16 protein-coding genes are annotated in these 21,262 nt (G+C 70.0%); 7 read left to right on the top strand and 9 right to left on the bottom strand.

From position 1 onward, the window contains the following. Nucleotides 1-41 precede the first annotated feature (41 nt). The 3 genes from IPI43_15480 to IPI43_15470 form a co-directional block, all read right to left on the bottom strand. Nucleotides 42-2,570: a hypothetical protein gene (locus tag IPI43_15480; GenBank protein ID MBK7775508.1), complete on the bottom strand. Its 2,529-nt coding sequence runs from the start codon at nt 2,568-2,570 to the stop codon at nt 42-44. An 86-nt stretch (nt 2,571-2,656) separates the two neighbouring features. Continuing rightward, nucleotides 2,657-3,478 carry an acyl-ACP desaturase gene (locus IPI43_15475; protein ID MBK7775507.1) on the bottom strand — a complete coding sequence of 274 codons (822 nt, stop codon included), beginning with the start codon at nt 3,476-3,478 and terminating at the stop codon, nt 2,657-2,659. 21 nt (nt 3,479-3,499) lie between these two features. Further along, a complete protein-coding gene (locus tag IPI43_15470) occupies nt 3,500-3,745 on the bottom strand; it encodes an acyl carrier protein (protein MBK7775506.1) in 246 nt (81 codons plus the stop codon). Between the two features lie 227 nt (nt 3,746-3,972). Here IPI43_15470 and IPI43_15465 point away from each other — a divergent pair, with 227 nt between their 5' ends. From IPI43_15465 to IPI43_15455, 3 genes are read left to right on the top strand one after another with little or no spacing between them, the layout of a single operon-like run. After that, nucleotides 3,973-4,911, top strand: coding sequence for a penicillin-insensitive murein endopeptidase (locus tag IPI43_15465; GenBank protein ID MBK7775505.1), 939 nt, complete (start codon nt 3,973-3,975; stop codon nt 4,909-4,911). Nucleotides 4,912-4,964: 53 nt separating this feature from the next. After that, nucleotides 4,965-5,939 (top strand): alpha/beta fold hydrolase, encoded by a 975-nt coding sequence (locus tag IPI43_15460; GenBank protein ID MBK7775504.1) that lies wholly within the window; start codon nt 4,965-4,967, stop codon nt 5,937-5,939. 8 nt (nt 5,940-5,947) lie between these two features. Beyond that, nucleotides 5,948-9,208 (top strand): C40 family peptidase, encoded by a 3,261-nt coding sequence (locus IPI43_15455; protein MBK7775503.1) that lies wholly within the window; start codon nt 5,948-5,950, stop codon nt 9,206-9,208. A 28-nt stretch (nt 9,209-9,236) separates the two neighbouring features. Here IPI43_15455 and IPI43_15450 read toward each other — a convergent pair whose 3' ends face one another. Continuing rightward, nucleotides 9,237-11,018, bottom strand: a complete 1,782-nt coding sequence (locus IPI43_15450) for a hypothetical protein (protein ID MBK7775502.1) — start codon at nt 11,016-11,018, stop codon at nt 9,237-9,239. 717 nt (nt 11,019-11,735) lie between these two features. Beyond that, nucleotides 11,736-14,240, bottom strand: a complete 2,505-nt coding sequence (locus IPI43_15445) for a hypothetical protein (GenBank protein ID MBK7775501.1) — start codon at nt 14,238-14,240, stop codon at nt 11,736-11,738. Nucleotides 14,241-14,537: 297 nt separating this feature from the next. Here IPI43_15445 and IPI43_15440 point away from each other — a divergent pair, with 297 nt between their 5' ends. Both IPI43_15440 and dctP read left to right on the top strand, forming a co-directional pair. Then, nucleotides 14,538-14,876 (top strand): hypothetical protein, encoded by a 339-nt coding sequence (locus IPI43_15440; protein MBK7775500.1) that lies wholly within the window; start codon nt 14,538-14,540, stop codon nt 14,874-14,876. A gap of 60 nt (nt 14,877-14,936) precedes the next feature. Beyond that, nucleotides 14,937-15,980, top strand: a complete 1,044-nt coding sequence (dctP, locus tag IPI43_15435; protein ID MBK7775499.1) for a TRAP transporter substrate-binding protein DctP — start codon at nt 14,937-14,939, stop codon at nt 15,978-15,980. A 22-nt stretch (nt 15,981-16,002) separates the two neighbouring features. Here dctP and IPI43_15430 read toward each other — a convergent pair whose 3' ends face one another. The 4 genes from IPI43_15430 to IPI43_15415 are packed head-to-tail and all read right to left on the bottom strand — an operon-like array spanning nt 16,003 to nt 19,673. After that, nucleotides 16,003-16,419 carry a DoxX family protein gene (locus tag IPI43_15430; GenBank protein MBK7775498.1) on the bottom strand — a complete coding sequence of 139 codons (417 nt, stop codon included), beginning with the start codon at nt 16,417-16,419 and terminating at the stop codon, nt 16,003-16,005. Next, on the bottom strand, nt 16,416-17,657 hold the full coding sequence (locus IPI43_15425) for a cation:proton antiporter (GenBank protein ID MBK7775497.1): 1,242 nt from the start codon (nt 17,655-17,657) through the stop codon (nt 16,416-16,418). The genes IPI43_15430 and IPI43_15425 overlap by 4 nt, the downstream gene beginning before the upstream one ends. A 46-nt stretch (nt 17,658-17,703) precedes the next feature. After that, on the bottom strand, nt 17,704-18,483 hold the full coding sequence (locus IPI43_15420) for a hypothetical protein (protein ID MBK7775496.1): 780 nt from the start codon (nt 18,481-18,483) through the stop codon (nt 17,704-17,706). A gap of 41 nt (nt 18,484-18,524) precedes the next feature. Next, nucleotides 18,525-19,673, bottom strand: coding sequence for an acyl-CoA/acyl-ACP dehydrogenase (locus IPI43_15415; protein ID MBK7775495.1), 1,149 nt, complete (start codon nt 19,671-19,673; stop codon nt 18,525-18,527). Nucleotides 19,674-19,841: 168 nt separating this feature from the next. Here IPI43_15415 and IPI43_15410 point away from each other — a divergent pair, with 168 nt between their 5' ends. Both IPI43_15410 and arsC read left to right on the top strand, forming a co-directional pair. After that, nucleotides 19,842-20,900: a saccharopine dehydrogenase NADP-binding domain-containing protein gene (locus tag IPI43_15410; GenBank protein ID MBK7775494.1), complete on the top strand. Its 1,059-nt coding sequence runs from the start codon at nt 19,842-19,844 to the stop codon at nt 20,898-20,900. Further along, nucleotides 20,897-21,247 (top strand): arsenate reductase (glutaredoxin), encoded by a 351-nt coding sequence (gene arsC / locus IPI43_15405; GenBank protein MBK7775493.1) that lies wholly within the window; start codon nt 20,897-20,899, stop codon nt 21,245-21,247. Before IPI43_15410 ends, arsC begins: the two co-directional genes overlap by 4 nt. The last annotated feature ends 15 nt before the right edge of the window (nt 21,248-21,262 follow it).

Here is a 21,262-nt window from a genome sequence, read left to right as displayed (position 1 = left end):
GCAGGGCAGAACGAACGCCCGGCGCACGTCCCCTCGAGAGGTCACTCCCCAGCAGCGGCAGCGGGCGCCGCGGTCGGACCAGCCGGAGCCGCCGCTGCGGCTTGCTCCGCCGCGTCCTCGGCATCGGCTGCCTCCGCAGCGGCTGCGGCGGCCACGTCGCCCGGGCTCGGCGCCGGCGGGAGCGCGACGCCCCCGAAGAAGTCGGCCAGCAGCGTCTCGCGGATGCGGTCGCTCGCGCCGCGCTGACGGAGGCCGCCCCGCGTGATGGGACCCGTCCGGATGTACACGTCGGCGTTGCGGCCACCGATGACCTGCGCCCACCCCGAGTCCGTGTACACGATGTAGATGCGCGCCGACTCGCGCCAGATGGCGCGCACGTTGAGCACCTCGCCATCGCTCAAGCGGTGGACGCGCGCGAGCGTGCCCTGGATGTGCCCCAGCAGCCCGGTGTCCGGTGCCACGGTGAAGCGGCCGCCGGGCGGGCAGCGGCCGAGGGGCCCGCGCTCGGTGCCATGCGCGAGGTACTGCAGGTACGTGAGCCCCTCGCGACAAGTCACCGCGTAGCGGCCGTGGCCGTCCACTCCGCGCAGTGTCCCCACCTCGCGCGACTCGAGCTGGGAGCCGTCGGCCACGCTGATGCGCAGCTGCTTCTTGTCGGAGTCGATGATGTTCAGGTTCTGGCCGTCGGCGCTGAACGCCATGGTCGCGGGCAAGTGCACCAGGTTCACGTTCCACACCTCGGTGCCGTCCGCGGCGCGCACCAGGGTCAGGCGGCGCCGGCGCACCAGCGCCACGAGCTCGCTGTCGGGGCTGAAGGCGAAGGACTGCCGCCCGACCGCGCGCGCGTCCGGCGGGGCGAGCCGCTGCAGCCGCTCCCCGGAGACGCTGAAGAGGCCCACGGAACCGTCGGACGCCACCGCCACGACACGCTCGCCGCTCGGGCTGAACTCGGCGTTCCCCACGGCGGTGTACGCCTCTTCGCAGTGCCCGTGCATGCAGATCATGCCCTCGTCGCACGCGTCACGGCAGCCGCGCCCCGTGACGAAGTGGCCCAGACGCGCGCCCGTGGTGGTGTCGAAGACCTCGACGGCGTTCGGATGCATGACGGCAACGCGCCGCTCTTCGTGGTCCCAGCTCGCGGACACCGCGCAGCCCATGTACTCGTCACACGTAAGCGGCGCGGCATCCGCGAGGGTCACGCGTGACTCGCGCGCCACCAGCACGGGCCGATTCGCGCCGTTGACGCGCAGCACGGTACGCCGGCTTGGCGAGCGCGCCACGAGCCCGTTGAAGCCGCCCTCGTCATCCTGCGAGTCCTCGACGCCAGCGGTGGTGTGCACACGCCGCACCCCCGCCGCGCTGAAGCGCTCCGCGCCGCCACGACGATGCGTCACGACACGGCCCTCTCCGATCTCTAGCGACCACAGGCTGTGTTCACGACCGTCCATGCGGACGTCGCGATGGCGGCTCGGGTTGAGGCCGTCCGCGTCGAGGGTCACCACGTCCGCAGAAGTGCGCGTGAGCGTGGGGCGCGACGCGTCCGTGCACACCGCCGTGGCCACCTCCTCGGCCACCGGGTTGCGGCCCAAGCGCACGTGCACCACGGGGCCGTCCGGCGCGCAGAGCGCCGCGCGCGAGCCATCCCGGTGAATGACCACGCGCACGCGGTCCTTGGCGTTGGCGATGGGCACGTCTTGCTGCACCACGCCGTCGCTCGGATTGCGCTGCTGGACGCTGGTGTCGCTCAGCGTGATGAACGAGCGCCCGTTCGGCGCGAAGGGGTGCTCCGGGAAGGTGACCTCGCCCAGGTCTATGGGCGGCGCGCTGCGGCCCCACGCTGTGTACAGCCACGAGTGCTCGCCGTCGTCGACCAGCACGTGGTGCGAGAACGCGGCGGACTGGCGCACCTCCATCTCGGGAGGAAGCTCCGCGATGCGCGTTGGCCGGCGCTCCACCGTCCAAGACTGGAACTGACGGTTCTCCTGCTCGGGATGGTTCTGGAACACGATGCGGTTGCCGTTGCGAGCCACGGACAGGCCGCGGAAGGCGTCCGCGACCGTGCAGACGTACTCGTCGCGGGGCAGACGCCACAAACAGAGCTCATTGCGGTCATGCACGGCCAGGTGGTTGGAGCTCGAGTCCCACGCGAACGTCACGCTCTCATAGGCGCTTCGGAAGAAGCGCCGCGCAGCCCGCACCACGCCCAGCCGGGTGTCGTACACCGCGATCGTCCCGTTGGAGCTCGCGATAGCCGCCAGGCGCCCGTCCGGGCTGACCACGGTGGCGTCCTCGATGACCTCCGCGAAGGCGTCCTGCGGCACCGCCTCGAACGGCGCGAACAGCCCGCCGCGGGTGGGCTGGGCTGCATCGAACGCCGGGTCGAGACCTGCGGGCGGAGCCGCGGCCGCCGGAAGCGCGGCTTCATCCACGCCCTCGGGCACCTCGGGCGGTGGCTCCACGGGCTCGGGCGGCTCGACGGGCGCAGCAGGTGCAGCCGCTGGCGCGGCCGCGGCCGGCTCGGCCTCCTCACCATCGGGCGCGCCCGAACAGCCGAGCACCACCAAGAGCATCCCAACCCACGTACAGCGTCGCATAGGCGTCTCCACGCCGGGCCACCCCCGGCAGGCGCGAGCCTATGCGTTCTGGGACCGGATTTCTACTGCGCCGCTTCGCTGCCGCGGCGCTCTTCGCGCTCACGTCGGGCTGCCGCGCCCAGCTCGGCGCGCTCCACCCCGAGGCGCCGCAGCGTGGGGAAGAACACCTTCTTGTAGAACAGGTCGCGGTCCACGGCGCCCTCTTCGCGCATGACCTCGATGCGGGCGTCGTAGTCCGGCACGATGCCCACGCCGGGCATCTCGAAGTGCTTCACCACCAGGTTGATGTCCCGCAGCGTGCCCTCGCGGTCCTCCTCGAGGCACACCTTGGTGACGTCCTCGTAGAAGCGCGCGTGCGCCACTTCATCGCGCGCTGCGAAGCGGTAGGCCGTGGCCAGCGCCTCGTCGTTGTAGCGCTGGGCCACCTTCTCGTGCCGCAGGTAGATCACGAACGTGGCCATCTCCTGGAACACCCCGTAGATGGTCATCTGCCGAGCGGTCTCGAAGGGGCGCTCCCAGACCTGCTTCATGAGCGCGGCCTGGAAGTCGAACATCTGCGACTCGGTGCGCTTGCCGGAGCGGATGAGGTACTCGGTGAGCACCATGCTGTGCTTCAGCTCTTCGTAGCCCCAGTTGGCTGCGAACCAGCGCTGCGCCAGCGAGCTGACGCGCACGGCGTCCATGCCGAAGCGGATGTAGTCCGGGAGGAACGACTCCACCCCGAGGAACGTCTCGGCGCACAGCGCCACGTTCTCCGGCAGGTCGGGGTTGATCTTGTCCCAGGGCACGTCCCGGTACGGATTCCAGCGACGGTTCTCTTCCGCTTCGTCGAAGAAGGTGCGGAACCGTTGATAGAGCTTCTCGTGGTACTGGTCGGAGGCCATGGGGTTCCTCTCTGCTCGGCGCTAGGCCGTGGCGACGCGCTTCTCGACGAGGTTCAGGAGCTGCTGAACGGTCTCGATGCCCACGAGCTCGTCATCCGGGATCTGCACGCCGAGCTCGCGCTCCATCTCGCCGACGATCTCCAGCATGGCCAGCGAGTCGACTCCAATGTCGGCGATGACGCTCGACTCTTCAAGGCCAGTGAGGTCCTTCTCGGCGACCTCGCCAGCCATCTTCTGAAACAACGCGAGCAGACTTGGGCGATCCATGATGCGCATCCTCGTGGGAACGACGGTAACGTTGGGGTGGGACCGTGTGGGTCCGAGCCGCTGCCCATAAAGCACGCGAGCCTCGTCTTGGCAAGCCCGTGGCATCGGCCAAGTGGCCAGAATTCACGGGAATTCGGCCGCTGGGCCGGTGCTCGCGCGGGTCCGCCGGTCGCCACTAGCCACATCGCGCATTGCCTCGGGTGCCTGAGCCTGCATGCTGGGGGGTCATGCTCCCCCGGAACCGCCATGGCTCACTCGCGCTCGCCCTCGTGGCGTGCTCGCTGCTGGCCGTGGGCGCCCTGGCGGACATGCCACCCCCCACCACGGACGAGGAGCTCGCGCGGGAAGAGGCGCACGCCGCAGGACACGGCGAGCCCACCGAAGAAGAGCAACGGGTCATCGACGAAGAGATCGCCCGAGAAGAGGCCGCACTGGACCGCGCCGCCAGCACGCCGCCCGCGCCGCCGGCTCCGCCTCCCGGCACGGTGGCCGCGATCGTCGGGCACTCGCGGTCCGTCTCGCTCGGCCGCTCCAACGGCGGGCTCCTGCGCAACGGCGTGCCCGTCCCCACCGACCCGGCGCTGCTGGTCAAGTCGGAGTCCCGCGGCGAGCACTACGGCACGGCGGAGCTGGTCACGCTGCTGGTGTACGGCGCGCACGCGGTGGCGCGCTCTGCCCCCGGCAGCCGCTTGGTGGTGGGCGATCTCTCGCGCGAGGGCGGCGGTCGCCTTCGGCCGCATCGCTCGCACCGCAGCGGCCGCGACGTGGACATCGGCTTCTACATGGTGGACCCCCAGGGTCGCGCCCTGCCCGCGGCGCCCGGCTTCGTGCACATGACGGCGCAGCTGGTGGGCCCGCACGGGGGGCGGCTCTACGGCTTCGACGTGGCCCGCAACTGGACGCTGGTGGAAGCCCTGCTGAGCCACCCCGAGGTGCACCCGCAGTACCTCTTCGTGGCCAACCCGTTGATTCAGGCGCTGCTGCGCCACGCGCGCAACCAGCGGGCCAGCGCGGAGATCATCGCGCGGGCCGAGGCCGTTCTGGACCAGCCACGGGGCTCACCCCACCGCAGCCACTTCCACATGCGCATCTTTTGCGCGCGCGACGACGTGCCCAGCTGCGAAGACGAGCCCCCGTACTTTCCATGGGTGCCGCGCACCCCTTGAGGTGGCCCCCCCGTCGGTTGTACCGGCCGAGGTGGTCAGCGTAAGATGGGGCTATGGACCTTCACGGGCACGTCTGGACCTTTCGTCCCTATGTGGCGCACATGCTCCGGCCGAAGGCGCCGCCGCCTTCACGCCACTTTCGCACCTACTTGGACGACCCGGTGCGCGGGCGCGTGCGCCTCACCGGCCGGCTGACGCTGCCCAGCGAGGTGACGCTGCCGAGCGAGACCGACCTGGTGGTGGCCATCCATGGCCTCGGAGGCAGCCACCGCAGCCACTACATGGTGGAGATTGCGCACGACGCGCTCGCGCTCGGCCACGCCTGCCTGCGCGTCAACCTGCGCGGCGCCGACCGTCACGGGACCGACTACTACCACGCGGGGCTGACGGCCGATGTCGTGGCCGTGCTGCAGAGCCCCGAGGTGCTGGCGTTCCGCCGCGTGTTCCTGCTGGGGTACTCGCTGGGCGGGCACGTGTCCCTGCGGCACGCCGCCGAGGGCGCCTGCTCGAACGTTGCGGGCGTCGCGGCCTTCTGTCCGCCCATCGACCTGGCGGGCGGCGTGGTGGAGATCGACAAGCCCAAGGGGCGCATCTACCGGCGCACGGTGCTGCGCGGACTGAAGGACATCTACCGCGGCGTGGCGCAGCGCAGCGAAGTGCCCTTCGACGTGAAGCGCGCCGACGCCATCGACACCATCCGCGAGTGGGACGAGCGCATCATCGCGCCGCGCCACGGCTTCGCGTCGGCCGACGACTACTACGCGCGCACCACGGTGGCGCCCATCCTGCACCAGGTGACCGTCCCCACGCTGGTGGTGGCCACCTCGAAGGACCCCATGGTGTTCGCTCACATCGTGCGCCCGCACCTCGAGGAATGCTCTGCCGTGCGGACGGTGTTCTTGGACCGCGGAGGCCACGTGGGCTTCCCGCGCGGCACGCAGCTCGGTCATGGCGACTCGGGAAGCGTGGCCACGCAGGCGCTGCGATGGTTGCAGCGCCGCGCGGGCGACACCCGCGCCTCCGCGTGACAGCGCTCATGTCCCCGTACTCACCACCTGCACCACCCGCGGGCCACACGAAGGGGCCCTCGCTGGGCGCTGCGCTCGCGCTGCTGGCGTTGGGGCTGTCCGGCTGCGGTGGGCAAGGCGCGGATAGCAGCCCCGAGCCCGCGCCCGAGAGTGTGACCGGCAGCGAGACCAGCACCGCTTGCCCCGCGCAAGCCCCTGCGCCAGAGCCCTTGCCGGGCGTGCAGCCCGAGCACGAGACGCTGGCCTACTGGGTGGAGCGCGCAGCCGCCTACGGCGACGTGGACACGGCGCTGCTCTCGCCCGAGGACGTGAGCGCGCACGCGCTGGCCATGTCCACGGCCGGCACCGATGACGGGCCCATCGGCCAGGTGGACCTGCTGCAGCCGCTGCGCACGGACGTCTTGCTGCGCAACATCAACGAGCGCTTCACGTTCCTGCGCGAGCGCTTCAGCAGCGGCGCGTTCGTGCACGAAGACGGCTCGCCCTGGACCCCGGCCGAGCGGCGCGCGCTGGCGCGCATCGACGAGCTGCCGCCCGTGGCCCCCGAGCTGCGCGTGGCCCTCGCGCCCGTGCCGCTGCGCTGTGCGCCCTTCGAGACGGGCTACTACACGCCGGCGCGCGCCCTCGACTTCGACCGCAACGCGTGCAGCACCATTCGGCCGCAAGAGGTGGTGCAGGTGCTGGCCAGCTGGCCCGGTGGCCTGCGGCTTGCGCGCACGCGCTACGCCATCGGGTTCCTGAACGAGCAGGCCAGTCTGTCGGCGCCGCTGCCGGTGGAGCACGAGCGGGTGTTCGTGCACGGGCCCTTCGCGCACCTGCGCAGCCCCGCCACCCTGCGTCCTGGTAGCGGCGGCGCCGATGTGACGCTGCCGGCCAGCGCCCGCGTGCCCACCCTCGAGACCGGCGAGAGCCTGGCCATGACAGCGGCCGGGGTGGTGCGTGGCACGCTGTCCGACGCAGGCATCAGCACCGCGCGGCCGCTCACGCGACGGGCGGTCCTCGAAGAGGCGTTCGCGCTCCTGGGCAGCCCCTACGGCTGGGGTGACCACGCCGGCGGGCGCGACTGCTCGCGCTACCTGCTGGACATCTTCGAGACGTTCGGGCTCCCGCTGCCGCGGCACAGCTCGCAGCAGGCGCTGGCGGGCTCGTTCGCGGTGGACGTCGCCGGCGTGACCAACCCGCGTGACAAGCAGCAAGTCATCGAGGAGGCCGCGCGCTCGGGCATCGTGCTGCTGCACTTCCCGGGGCACATCATGCTGTACTTGGGGCGAGACCGCGCCGGGCGGCCCATGGTCATCCACTCGTTCAGCGAGTACCTCGAGCCCTGCCGGCCCGAGGGCGAGACGCTGCGGCGCGTGGACCGGGTGGCGGTGAGCGACCTCACGCTGGGCGCGAACACCTCGCGCGGGTCGTTCCTCGAGCGCATCACCAAGGTGATCGTGCTGGGGCGCAGCCCCACGGCGGGGCTGCAGGGGGCCGCCGTGCGCCGGCCGGCCGCGCCACCGTTGGCCATCCCCGAGGTGTGCGAGGACTCGCTCGGCATCGCCGTCTTCCAGTCGCCGCGCCGTCCGAACCCGCAGCAGCCCCTGCGCGTGATGGTCTCCAGCAGCGCCGATGCGGGCGCGGTGGCCGTGGCGCTGTTCGACCCGAGCGGCACGCGTCACCTGCCGCGCACGCGCGTGTTGGGTGGCCCGCCGTATACCTACTGGGCCGAGCAGCCGAGCCCGCGTGAGGGCACCTGGACCGCGGTGTTGGGGGACGGCGAGCGCATCTTGGCATGCGAGCAGATCGAGGTGCGCGGGCACCGTGGGGGGCTGCGCCGGCACGAGGCCGACGTGGACCCGGCGTGGCAGTCCGTCTGGCGCTGGGACGAGGACACCGAGAACCTGTACGCGGCGTTCGTGGAGCAGCTCTTCGCGCCCACGGTGGAAGGCCAGCGCGAGGCGCCACCGGAGGAGTCCACCTGGCCGAACCTCAGCGTCTTGGTGCGTGACCCCGCCCGCAACCTGCTGCACGACCACTTCGGTTCCCATGAGGACGACCGCATCCGTCTGCGCCCCGACTGCGCAGACCTGCCCTACTTCCTGCGCGCGTACTTTGCGTGGAAGCTGCGCCTGCCCTTCGCGTTCCGCGCGTGCGGGCGTGGAGCCGACGGCCAACCGCCCGCGTGCGACGTCACCCCGCAACACAACCAGCAGGCCGTCCCGGGCACCGACGAGGTCAACGCGTTCCAGGAGTTCTCACGCGTGGTGGCCGGCACGGTGCACTCGGCCAGCGCGCGCACGCACCCGGACTCGAACGCCACGGACGTGTACCCCGTGCCGCTCACGCGCGAGAGCCTCCTGCCGGGCACCGTCTTCGCCGACCCGTACGGGCACCTCCTGATCATCGCGCGCTGGGTGCCGCAGACCGCCACCGACTACGGCGTGCTCATCGGCGCCGACGCACAGCCGGACGGCACCGTGGCGCTGCGCCGCTTCTGGCGCGGCTCGTTCCTGTTCTCGCCGGACACCACGGCTGCGGGCGCTGGCTTCAAAGCCTTCCGCCCTGTGCGCGCGCGCCGCGAAGGCATGCTCATGCGGCGCAACGACGAGATCACCGCCGCCCCGCGCGCCTGGTCGCGCCAGCAATACGCAGGCAGCGCGGACGACTTCTACGACCGCATGGAGGCGCTCATCAACCCGCGCCCGCTCGAGCCCATGGGCCAGCTGCGCGTGTTGGTGGATGCGCTCGACGAGTCGGCCCAGCGCCGCGTGGTGTCGGTGGACAACGGCGAGCAGCACATGCGCAGCCACCCCGGCACGCGCATGGAGATGCCCGAGGGCTACGCCGTGTTCGAGACCGTCGGCGACTGGGAGGACTTCGCCACGCCCTCACGCGACATGCGCCTGTTGATCAGCATCGACGCCGTGATGGGCTTCCCGGACAGCGTGCTGCGGCAGCCGGCGCGCTTCGGCGTGGCCGCCGCAGAGGCGCGCTCGGTGGCCACTCGCCTGCGGGGGGAGCTCGACACGCTGCTGGCCGCGCGCGCCATCACCTACGTGCGCAGCGACGGCGCGCAGCAGCGTGTCACGCTGGCCGAGCTGGTGGCCCGCAAGGCGGCGTTCGAGGTGGCCTACAACCCGAACGACTGCGTGGAGACGCGCTGGGGTGCGCCGGCTGGGAGTGCTGAAGCCCAGAGCTGCCAGCGCCGCGCGCCCCCCGAGCAAGTGCAGCGGATGGCGCGCTACCGGGAGTGGTTTGCGCGGCGGCAACGTCCCGTGCGCTAGCGTCCTCGGTACTCGGTCGCCCGGCCCGTTAGAGACGACACTCGAGGTCCTGACACACACTTCGCTCGTCGAAGAACACGCACACCTGGAGGCCGGGACAGTCCCCGTCGGTCTCACACGAAAGGTGGCAGTTCCCCGACGCGCAGACCAGGGTGGCCTCGGGGCGACGGTACTGCGCCCGCAGGCTGGCGAGGTCCGTCCCCGACAGGTCGCAGTCGCTTGGGTCAACGAGGCAGCCCGTTCCCACGTCCGCCCTGTTCAGGTCGGCAGGCGCGGCTCCCAGGCACTCCATCACCACTTCCGCGTCAACCGCAGGGCCAGCCCCGGGCGCGAACACCACGGCCTGACGACCAGAGGGGCAGCGCATCGCGAGCTGTTCGGTGTAGTCGTCGTAGAACCACCCCACGCCCGCAGGGTCGCGCGAGGCGGTGACGTCTTCCTGAGTGGGCGCGAGCTGCACCACGCGACACGTCTCCCGGGCTGAAGGTCCAGTGCCCTCCACACGGATGGCGACGGATTCACGGCCACGGTCGACTTGGGACGCGCACGTCATCCCCGGCGGGAGCGTCTCGAGGACCACGCAGGGGACCTCGGCGCTGGCGCTGCGAGCCAGCCGCTCCGCGATGCACCCCGGTGGCAACGCGTTCTCCACGGCCAACAGGATGTCATCGAAAGCCGGCGAGAAATCTGCGCGGTAGTCGCCCGCTGCACCGTCGCGCGCCTCGCAAATGGAGGCCACGACGCCGTGGGCACCTCGAGCTTCGAGGCCTTCGGCGACCTGCACCAACCGACGCGGCGGCAGCGCGGAGTTGACCCGCGTCGGGTCGCTCGGAGCGTCCGGGTCGGGTCGCTCGCACCCGGGCATGAGGTTGGTTCGCTCTGGGTTCGGAACCTCTTGCATGGCCGAGTCAGTCAGGAGGCCTGGATAGTCCACCGTCTTCCTCGTGCGTCCGTCTTCGGTCACGATGTTGGTGTGCGCAGAGAGCACGTCGGGCGCCACACCGCCAATCACGGCGAAGACGAGCAAGTCGGTGGCGTCTGGTCGAACGGCAAGCAGCCCTGCGACGTAGCGCTTCGCGACGTCGTACTGAACGTCGCGGTACTGGGGACACTGCAGGTTCGGCGAGATGTCACCCACGGCATCGACGGCGACTGGGTACTGGGCCAGCTCGGGGATGAAGGGCGTGATGTCGTAGAGGTCCAGATCTCGGGTCGAGCAGTCATCTTCGTCGGTGATCATGACGACCGCGAGCAGGGAAGTATCTCTCGAGAACCCTTGGTTGACTCCGGTTCCACCATGCCCTCTGGTGGTGCGAATGACGACGCCACCCCGCTCGTGCTCGAACACCACCTCGGACTCCGCGGGGGTGAGCGCCTTGAGGACCGCTTCCAGCTGCTGCTCGAACGCGCAGCCGTCGATGCCCGTGGTAGCCAGACAGCCTGCCGACTGAGCGAACGCCATGACGTCATCGTCCACGCTCAGGAACGTCAGGAACGGCGGGTAGGACAGGGCACACGTCGGGTCCGTTCCTCCCGACTCCGTGAGGAGGATCCCATCGTCGCCGAGCGTCGCCGTACAGCGCGCGTTCGGGTGGAGCGCCACCCCTCCGATGCCCATGTTGCTGCTGATGACCCCAAGATGGATGCTAGCCAGCGGACGGAAGTCTTGGTTGCCGTCGCCGTCGCGGTCCCCGGTGGCGAGCACCTCCACCAGGCGCGGGATCTCCTGCGCCACAGCGACCTGTTCCTCCCGCATGGAGCTCGAGTCGTCCACCATGAACAGCAGGTCGATGTCCTCTACCTCGCTCAACCGAACCACGAAAGTGCGGCCAGGCTGGGTGCACGCCTCAGGGTCCATGCCCTGTTCCCCGGACATTAGATCGGGTGCGTTCGCGTCGGCAGCTCCCCCGTCGTCGTCAGACGCTGACCCGCCGCAGTGACATCCAGGCAGCAAGCCGAGCAGCAAGACGATGGCTCGAGTGAACTGGCTCGAGATGGACTCGGCGTGACGTGGGCGTCTGGCGCTATTCATTGGCCACCTACTCTACGAATGGGTCCGGGAGGCACACCTGCGCATAGTCGAGGCCCGAGTAGATCTCGGTGTCCATCGTCCCTTGCGTTGGACATTCGGGGAGCGTGGGTTCGAATCCGTTTCCGACGTCGAGGCAGTGTCCCGAGCGGCTGTCGCTGCGTCGGTCGTACACTCCGAACTCGTCCTGCACCATGCAGAGTCCACTCACCACGGGGATATCCCCATCGTCGCCATTCTCGAGGGTCCCATCATGACACTCCTGATGAGATGAGCACGACCGCGAACACTGGCGATACGCAACGGTGACCTCGCGATTGGGCGCGGTGTAGAACCGGTGCGTGTAGCACTCCGACGCTTCCCGGGGACAGTCCTCGTCGCTGATGCACGGGACGTAGAGTTCGTCGAAGGGCACCGAGAGCGACTCCTGATGGCAGCCCATCAGCGCCAGGGCGCTCAGTAGCCTTCCCACAGTCCAAGGCTTGGAGGATTGGCGCATCATTCGAACGCCCAAATGCAGCTAGCCAAACAGAAGTTCGCGTTGGGTGGCTCGCATTCTTCACCCGTGTCCACGACGAGGTCGCCGCAGAAGGGGAGAACGCAGATGGTACGGCAGGCGTCGGACGATGTGTCGCTGTTTCCGGTCCCGTCATCGCACTCCTCCCCAGGCTCGATCGCCCCGTTGCCGCAGGTGGGCCCCGTCACGCGACAGAACGGCGTGCACGGCCCTGAGGTCACGCCTGGCTCGCACTCTTCGCCCGTGTCCAGCACGCCGTCTCCGCAGCCGGGCGCTTCGCATGTGGTGCGGCAGGCATCTGGAGCGACATCGCTGTTGCCTCTCCCGTCGTCGCACTGTTCATCTGGGTTCAGTCGCCCGTCACCACACGTCTCTACTCGGATCAGCCATGTCGCTGCGGGCTCCTCCCGTGTGTCGTAGAAGACGCGCACACGATAGCTCCCGGACTCCGTGCGAGCGAACACGTGCTCGACGTGGTCTGCGCGGCCCGACAGGGGCACGCTTCGGTCCTCCAGTGTTTGAGTCCCGTTGGCGAGCACACGCTCCACCAGGACGCGAGCCAGCGTCAGTGACCCCCCTGGGTCCACGAACGACGCCTCCAATTCAGCTCGCTCGCCCCCGCCCAGAGTCAACTCCACGGGAACGCTGAGGTCCACACCGCACCCGACCCCTGGCGTGCGGTCTGACAGTTGCGCGAGCAGCGTGCGGTTGTAGATGGACGCAAGCGCCAGCACATCAGACGGAACAGGAGGTGAGGCGCAACGCACGATAGAGCCGTAAGAAAGGATGCTGGCGAGCTGCCGCGACTCGAAGCGGCCGACGAGGTCCGTGCGCAGGTCTGCGCCGAAGCCCTGCTCAAGCACACCGGTCCCGTACTGGAGCGCGACGAGTGTCGCGCAGGGTTCAAACGCGTTGCGGATCATCAGCGGCGCCCCGGTTGGAACACCCTGTCCGCTTAGCGAGTGGGTGAGAATATCAATGACGGGACGTGACCCCGACCAGCGGTCGAGTTCGACGAAGTGCAGCTGCGCGAGTAAACGCACATGCGCCGGCAGTGGACCCCGCGCGGTGCCAAACACGTTGACCCACGCTGTGGCGCCGCGCGGCAAACGCACGAGGCTCGGACGCTCGGAGCTGTTCCGCTCGTCGAAGAGAACGGGCTCGAAGACCAGCGCCGCGACTTCCACCACCTCGAATCGCACGGCGACCGGGCGCGGGGCAGCTGAAGACGACACGGGGATCGTGGCCCACGGTTCCAAGGAGCCCGAGCGGATGGACGCCCCATCCAACACCTGGATGTCGACCGTCCCGAGATTGGATCGCTGAAGCACGAAGACGTCGGTGTCGCCGTCGCCGTCATGGTCCGCGGTCGCGACATCGGTCGCACCGAGTGGAAGAGTGCGCGTCCAGCGTGTGCCGTCCGAGCTCGCGACATCGAGTCGGCGACCCTCGGCGAGCCACACCATCACGTCGCGCCCCTCGTGCGCGTCAAACTCCCCCCAAAACGCATCGGCGCCCGCCGAGACGGGCTCGCCATCGGCGCCCAGCACCGCACGCCACCCCGTCCGCCCCTGACTCGACCAGAAGTAGTGACCGTCTAGCGTCCCTATCACGTCGTCGAAGCCATCACCTTCTACGTCGGTCACCGCCAGGCGCGACAGCTCGACTCCCTCGAAGCCGAGCCGCGCGCGAAGGTTCCACGAGGCTGGAAATTGCAGCACGCCGACCGGCGGCGGCTCACCGCCAGGAGTCCAAAGCAGGCTCGACAAGGACCAACTCACCAACTGCTCTCGCGACCCGAGCGCGAGTGTCCGCGGATAGACCCCCACCTGTAGCGAGTTGCCGATGCTCGCGTAGTGCATGATGCTGTCCACATCGTAGCGCCCGATCTGGCGCCGATGCCGCTGATCGCGGATCGCTCGGATGTTCGAGAAGGTGGAGCGGAAGCCTCGGTTGATGAACTCGTCCTTGACGATGATGAAGTCATCACGAACGGGCCGCTGGTGCTCATGGTAGAGCCCCATCGCGTGGAGCATCTCATGTTGCACCGCGCCAAGACCGACGCCCGACTCTAAGTGTAGATCCTGACGGCCGGTATGTTCGCCAACTCGAGAGCGGGTGTCTCCGCCCGTAAAGCGCACCCCTTTCTTGCGACCCTTGATGCTGCTCCGAAACTCCCAGCGCATACCCGTCATGGGTGTCAACCCGTTCCAGTGGTCGACCCCGGCTTGGATGTTGAGACAGCGGGTGTCGCCGCCCACGATGCGCCCCGAAGCGATGGCACAGTCCAGGCCGTCCGCCACCATGTAGGGCACTACTCCCCCACCCCAGGAACGCCGGGTTCGGAGGAACGCCTTCTCTGTGGCTGCTTCAGGCGTCTGGCTGTCGTCAAGGAGCAGACGCGTAAGTCGGTCGTGGCCTTGCTGCGTCTCGGCCAACGTGCCCAGAACGATGTCCCCCTCGACGACCACCTCCCCGTCGATCAACTCGAACCCGCTCTCGTAGACGAAGTCGTCTTCGCCTTCGTGGGCCCACCGAACAACGCCCGTGACGCGAATGTCACTGGACCCGACGGGCCCGGCTCCGCTGGCCGAAGGCTCCTGTTCTACGCCAGCGTCGCCCTGGCGAAGAGCCTGCGCCCCCCCCCCTCCCCGTTTGTGGCGCATCACATCCCAAAGCGACCACAGCGACCACGACCGCGATCCGAAATCTTCCTTGCATATGATAGCAGTATCACTCTCCCGCTCGGGAGACAATACTCTCTCCCGGGCTTCCCCGACAACGTGCTCCGCCAGCCCGCGCGCTTCGGCGTGTCCGCGTCCGAGGCGCGCGCCGTGGCCGCTCGCCTGCGGGGGGAGCTCGACACGCTGCTGGCCGCGCGCGCCATCACCTACGTGCGCAGCGACGGCGCGCAGCAGCGTGTCACGCTGGCCGAGCTGGTGGCCCGCAAGGCGGCGTTCGAGGTGGCCTACAACCCGAACGACTGCGTGGAGACGCGCTGGGGTGCGCCGGCTGGGAGTGCTGAAGCCCAGAGCTGCCAGCGCCGCGCGCCGCCCGAGCAAGTGCAGCGGATGGCGCGCTACCGTGAATGGTTTGCCCGGCGGCAACGTCCCGCGCGCTAGCCGGGTGCTGGGCGCCGCTATGGTCAGCGGCCAGGCGTCCGTGATACCCCAGGAGGCACCATGAGCGAACCCACCCGACGGTCCCGCATGAATCGACGCACCTTCCTCACCGCGGCTGCACTCGCGGTGCCGGCCATCGCTACCGGCGCCCGCTCGGTGCGCGCCCAGACCTCGACGGAGCTGCGCATCGCGACCACGTGGCCCGCTGCCTCCGGACCGGGCCGCGCGCTCACCGCGTGGGGCGCGTCGGTCGCCCGGCGCACCTCCAACGCGCTCACCCTGCGCCTCTACTTCGCCTCGAGCATGGGCACGGATTTGGACTTCGTACGTAAGCTGGAGCGGGGTCAGCTGGAGGGCGCGCTGCTCTCTTCGTGGGCGATGGGCGAGCGGAATGCCCCCCTCTTCGCCGTCGATGCCCCTGGCGTGAGCACCACACATGCCAAGCTCGACGCGGTCCGCACCGGGATGATGTCCGCCATCCACGACGCGTTCAGCGCGCGGGAATTGAAGCTCATGGGGTTCTCCGACCTGGGTGCGCAGCGCGTCTTCGCGCGCCGAGCCATCGTCGCCCCGCCCGACATGGTGGGCACGCGCATGTGGGCGGGGGCCTTCGCGTCGAGCGCGGTCAATCCGTGGCAGCGCATCCTGACGGCAGCAGGCGTCGCGGGGAACGGCGCGACCGTGGCGGAGGTGACGACCCAGCTGCAATCGAGCCTCCTGGACGCCTACCCCGCGACGGCTCTCGAGGCCGTGGCGAACGGATGGAACACACGCTCCACGCACTTCACAGGGGGATTCCACTGCCTCGGCTCGACCGCCACGGTGGTGACCCACAGAGCGTTCAACGCGCTGCCCGCGACCTCGCAGGTCGTGCTCTTGGAGACGGGCGCGCAGGCCCACGTCGCGATGCGAGCCGCCGTCCGGCGCGACGACGACGCTGCCGTGGCGACGTGTGTCCGCTTGGGTGCCACGCGGGTGGACACCGCGCCGGCCCAGGCTGCATGGGCGGCCGTCCTCCAGGCCGCACGCGCCTCGCTGGTGGGTCGAGCCTACTCGGCCGAGGAGCTGGCGCGGGTGGAGCAGCTGGCCGCCAGCGTCCCCTGAGGGCCACAGCCCGAGCTCGCGGCTACTTCCGCTTCGCCAACAGCGCGTCCACGCTGAAGGCGCCCGCCCCGTGGCACGCCATGAACAGGAACACCACGGCGTAGAGCGCAGCGAGCTCGCCCCCGTTGACGGCGGGGAAGAACTCGCGGTCGAACGCGAACTTCCAATGGAACTGCGCGTAGGCCACCGCCATGGTGCCGCTGGCCAGGAACGCCGCGTAGCGCGTGAACAGCCCGAGCGCGATGAGCACGCCGCACACCAGCTCGATGACGCCGCCCACCCAGATCTGCGAGCCCACCGCTGGGGTGGCGCGCTCGGACAACAGCCCGAGGATCTTCTGCACGCCGTGCAGCGTGAACATGAAGCCCGCGACCACGCGCAGGAGGGAGTAGGCGAGGGACTGCTGGCGCTCGAGGGCGCTGCTGAAGGCGTTGCTCATGCCGTGCTGTCTAGCAGCTCTGGCTGCCGCCGGGCCATGAGCCACGACACCGCCGGCCCCGTGGCCATGGTGGTGACCAGGGCCATGATGACCATCATGGTGAAGAGCTTGGGAGACAGCACGCCGAGGTCGAGGCCCACGTGCAGCACCACCAGCTCCATCAGCCCGCGCGTGTTCATGAGCACGCCCAGGGTGGTGGCCTCGCGCCAGGGGTGCCCCGCAAAGCGCGCCGCCAGCGTCACGCCGCCCAGCTTTCCGAGCACGGCCACCAAGACCACGATCACGCACAGGACGATGTCCTCCATGGAGTCCAGCAGGCCGAGGTTGGTGCGCAGCCCCGAGTGCGCGAAGAAGATGGGCAGCATGGCGACTACCACCAGGTCCTCGATCCGCTCTTCGAGGCCCTTCGCGAAGCGGCCGTCATGAGGCAGCGCCACGCCCAGGCAGAACGCGCCGAAGAGCGCGTGGATGCCGATGACGTGCGTGAACGACGCGCTGGCCACCACCAACACGAGCACCACGGTGAAGCGCTCGCGGCTGGGCGCCACGTCGGGCACGGCCAGCTTCGGCAGCAGGCGCCGCCCCACGGTGGCCATGACCACCACGAACACCACCGCGAGCGACACCGTAATGGCCACGCTCAGGATGCCCTCGGCGCGCACGAACGACACCACGAAGGCGAGCAGGCACCAGGCCGTGACGTCGTCGATGGCCGCGGCGGCCAGGGCGGTGGTGCCAAGCGGCGACCCCAGCAGGCCGCGCTCGTCGATGAGCCGCGCGAGCACCGGGAACGCCGTGATGCTCATGGCTACGCCCAGGAAGAGTGCGAACGACAAGAACGGCGTGTCAACGGGCGACAGCCGCGCGTGCACCTGCGACGCGAGCACCAGGCCCAGCGCGAACGGCACCACGATGCCGGCCTGGCTGATGGCAATGGCGCTGCGGCTGCGCCCCTTCATCACGCCCGGGTCGAGCTCGAGCCCCACCAGGAACATGAAGAGGATCAGGCCGAGCTGCGCCACGGCCTCGAGCCCGTCGAGGGACGTGGGCGGGAACAGGAAGGCCGAGGCCTCGGGCCACACCACGCCCAGCAGCGACGGGCCGAGGGCCACGCCGGCCAGGATCTCGGAGACCACCGACGGCTGCCGGATGCGGCGTCCCAGCCGCGAGAACACCTGCGAGACGCCGATGATGACGCCTACCTGGAGCAGCAGCCGCGTGAGCGAGTCGAAGTGCATCGGATGGCGCCGAGCGTGCGATGCCCGCGGCGGTCCGTCGAGCCCACTACCGCCCGATGGGCGTGCCGCTGGGGCCCATGATGGTGACGCCCTGGGTGGGCTCGACGGCGGTCCCAGGGCGCGGCTCGATGGCCTGCCCGGCCCGGGGCGCGATGGGCACCCCGGCACGCGGCGCAATGGGTACCGCGTTCCCGTTCATGGGGTCCACGGCACCAGGCGGCAGCACGCGCGGCTCTTCGATGACCGTGGAGGTGGCCTCCGTGCCGGGACTGGTCATGCGAAAGGCGATGCGGGCGGTCACGTTGATGGGCGCACGGGGCACGGGCGCTCGAAAGCGGACCCCGGCCGCGCGGGCCTGCATGCACGCCAGCCCCTCCTCGGTGAGTGGCCCGCTGGCCGTGGCGCGCAGCACGTTGCCGCCAGCATCCACGATGGTGGAGACGCTCACGGTGACGGTGGGCGCGGGCGCGGCGCCCGCCAAGCACGTAAGCGGCTGGCCCATCATGGCCTGCAGCTCGGCGCTCAGGTCGCGCTGTGGCGCGTTCGGGTCCACGGGGGCTGCGCCGCTGGGCGCTGACCCGCCGCCGAAGGACGAGCTGGCGCTCGGGCTGTAGCCACTCGGAGAGGAGCGCCGGGGGCCCGCTGCGGCAGGCGCCTCCGAAGCGGGCAAGGCACCTGCAGCGCCGGCATTTGGTGCATCCAGGCCGCGCCCCGGCCGCTCGGCGGTGGTCTCCTCGGGCGTGCACGCGGACGAGGACGCGAACGTCAGCGCCGCGAGGGTGCAGCCCAGCCACGAGAGGTACGAAGAGGTCACGTGCGCTGGCATGTCGCCGAGCATAACGCGAACGCAGGGCGAGGCGGCAACGCTCAGTACGACTTGGGCAGCTTCAGCGAGTGCTGCGCGATGAAGTTCAAGATCATCTCGCGGCTGACCGGCGCGATGCGCAGCGTGCGGGCCACGCCCCACAGGGCCGCGATGCCGTACTCCTCCGACATGCCGTTGCCACCGTGCGTCTGGATGGCGGCGTCCACGGCGGCCAGCGCGGCCTCCGCGGCGGCGTACTTGGCCATGTTGGCAGCCTCCGCGGCGTCGAGCCCCTGGTCGAAGAGCCACGCCGCCTTGCTGGTCATCAGGCGCGCCAGCTCCACCTCGATCTTGGCCTGCGCCAAGGGGTGCGCGATGCCCTGGTGCGTGCCGATGGGCGCCCCGAACACCGCCCGCTCACTGGCGTAGCGCGCGCCCGCCGAGAGCGCATAACGCGCGATGCCGTTGCCCATGGCGGCGCCCAGGATGCGCTCGGGATTGAGGCCCAGGAACACCTGCTGCAGCCCGTGCCCCGGCTTCCCGATGAGCCGCTCGTGGGGTACGCGGACGCCATCGAAAAACAGCGTGAACTGCCGCTCGGCCGCGACCAGCTCCATGGGGATGGGCGTCTTGGTCATGCCGGGCGCGTTCGCGTCCACCAGGAAGAGCGACAGCCCCGGCCGCCCCTCGACATCGGGGGTGGACGCGACCACCAGGATGGCGTCGGCCTCGTCGACGCCCGAGATGTAGTACTTGGTGCCGCTCAGCACCCACTCGCTGCCCTCGCGGCGCGCCACGGTGGCGATGCGGTGCGAGTTGGAGCCCGCGTCCGGCTCCGTGATGGCGAAGACCAGCTTCTGCTTGCCCGTGGCGAGGCCAGGCAGCCACGTGTCCTGCTGCGCGGGAGTGCCGAAGCGCGCGAGGATGGTGCCGCAGATGGCGGGCGACACCAGCAACAGCAACAGCGGGCAGCCCGCGGCGGCCAGCTCTTCACTGACCATGGCCAGCTCCGAGATGCCGAGCCCACCACCACCGTGTGACTCGGGGATGTTCACGCCCAGGTAGCCCGCGGCGCCGACGGCGTCCCAGAGTTCGTCGAGCGGCTCCCCCGCGCGCGCCTTCTTCAAGTAGTACTCGCGCCCGAACGGCTTCGCGATGGCACGCACTTCTTGGCGCAGGAGCGTCTGCTCTTCGGTCTCGATGAAATTCATGGGCTTCGGCGTACCACCCCGAGCCCGCGTGGCCCACTAGAAAATGAATGGCCATTCATCAACGGAGAGCGGGGCGTCTCTGCTTGCAGCGAAGCCCCGTCCGGCCCAGATCGGGTCCCTCGCGCTGCGTGACCGCGCAGACGTCGAGACGAGAAAGGGCGGATCGGGATGGCGAACTGGATGCTCTACGGAGCCAACGGATACACCGGGCAGCTGATGGTCGAAGAGGCCGCACGTCGCGGTGAGAAGCCCATCCTGGCGGGCCGCCGCGCCGAGGTCATTCGCCCCTTGGCGGAGCGTCATGGGCTCGAGCACCGCGTCTTCGACCTTTCCGACGTGGGGGCCATCGCCGCGCAGCTCGCGGACGTGGACGCCATCTCGCTGGCCGCGGGCCCCTTCTCCGCCACCAGCGCGAAGGTGGTCGAGGCCTGCCTCGCGAGCGGCACGCACTACACGGACATCACGGGCGAGGTGGACGTCTTCGAGGCCTGCGCCGCGCGCGACGCCGAGGCCAAGCAGCGCTCGGTCACCATCATGCCGGGCGTGGGCTTCGACGTGGTGCCCACCGACTGCGTGGCCGCCTCGCTGCACCGCGCGCTGCCCGACGCGACCACGCTGGTGCTCGCGTTCCGCAGCCTGGGCGCGTCGAGCCGCGGCACCACCAAGACCATGATCGAGGCGCTGCCGCATGGTGGAAAGGTGCGCCGCGACGGCCGCCTGGTGAGCGTGCCCACGGCGCACGAGACGCGTGACATCCCGTTCCGCGACAAGACGCGCTTGGCCGTCTCCATCCCGTGGGGCGACGTGTCCACGGCGTTCCAGTCCACCGGCATCCCCAACATCACCGTGTTCGTGGCGGTGCCCGAGGGCCAGGTGCGTGCCATGAAGGCCATGCGCCACGTGGGGCCCGCGCTCGGCCTGCCGCTGGTGCAGCGCGCGCTCAAGGGCCTGGTGGAGGCCACGCTCACGGGCCCGGACGCCGCCACCCGCGAGCGCGGCAGCACACAGGTCTGGGGCCGCGCCAGCACGGCGGACGGCCGCTCGGTGGAGGCCACGCTGACCACGCCCGAGGGCTACACGCTGACCGCGCGCACCGCCGTGGATGCCACCGTGCGCTGCGCACGCGGCGAGGTGAAGGCCGGCTCCATGACGCCGTCGCTCGCGTTCGGCGCAGACTACATCACGCGCTTCGACGGCTGCGACCTGCAGGTGGGGGCCGTGAAGTGACCCGCGCCACCATCTGGCACAACCCGCGGTGCAGCAAGAGCCGCGAGGCCCTGGCCCTGCTCGAGAGCCGTGGCGTGAGCGTGACCACGCGCTTGTATCTGTACGACCCGCCCGATGCCGAGACGCTGGGTGCGGTGCTGAAGAAGCTGGGCATGGGCGCGCGCGAGCTGCTGCGCCGCAAGGAGGACGCGTACAAGGCGCTGGGCCTCGGCAACGAGGCGCTCACCGACGACGCGCTCATCGACGCGATGGTGGCGAACCCGAAGCTCATCGAGCGGCCCATCGTACTGGTGGGCAAGCGCGCGGCGTTGGGCCGGCCGCCGGAAGACGTGCTGCGCCTGCTCTGACCCCCGCAGCCGTAC

The organism is Sandaracinaceae bacterium, assembly GCA_016706685.1.
Lineage (GTDB): Bacteria > Myxococcota_A > Polyangia > Polyangiales > Houyiibacteriaceae > JADJJE01.
The sequence above is the reverse complement of the archived record's forward strand: the minus strand, read 5'-3'. Positions and strand labels throughout refer to the sequence as shown.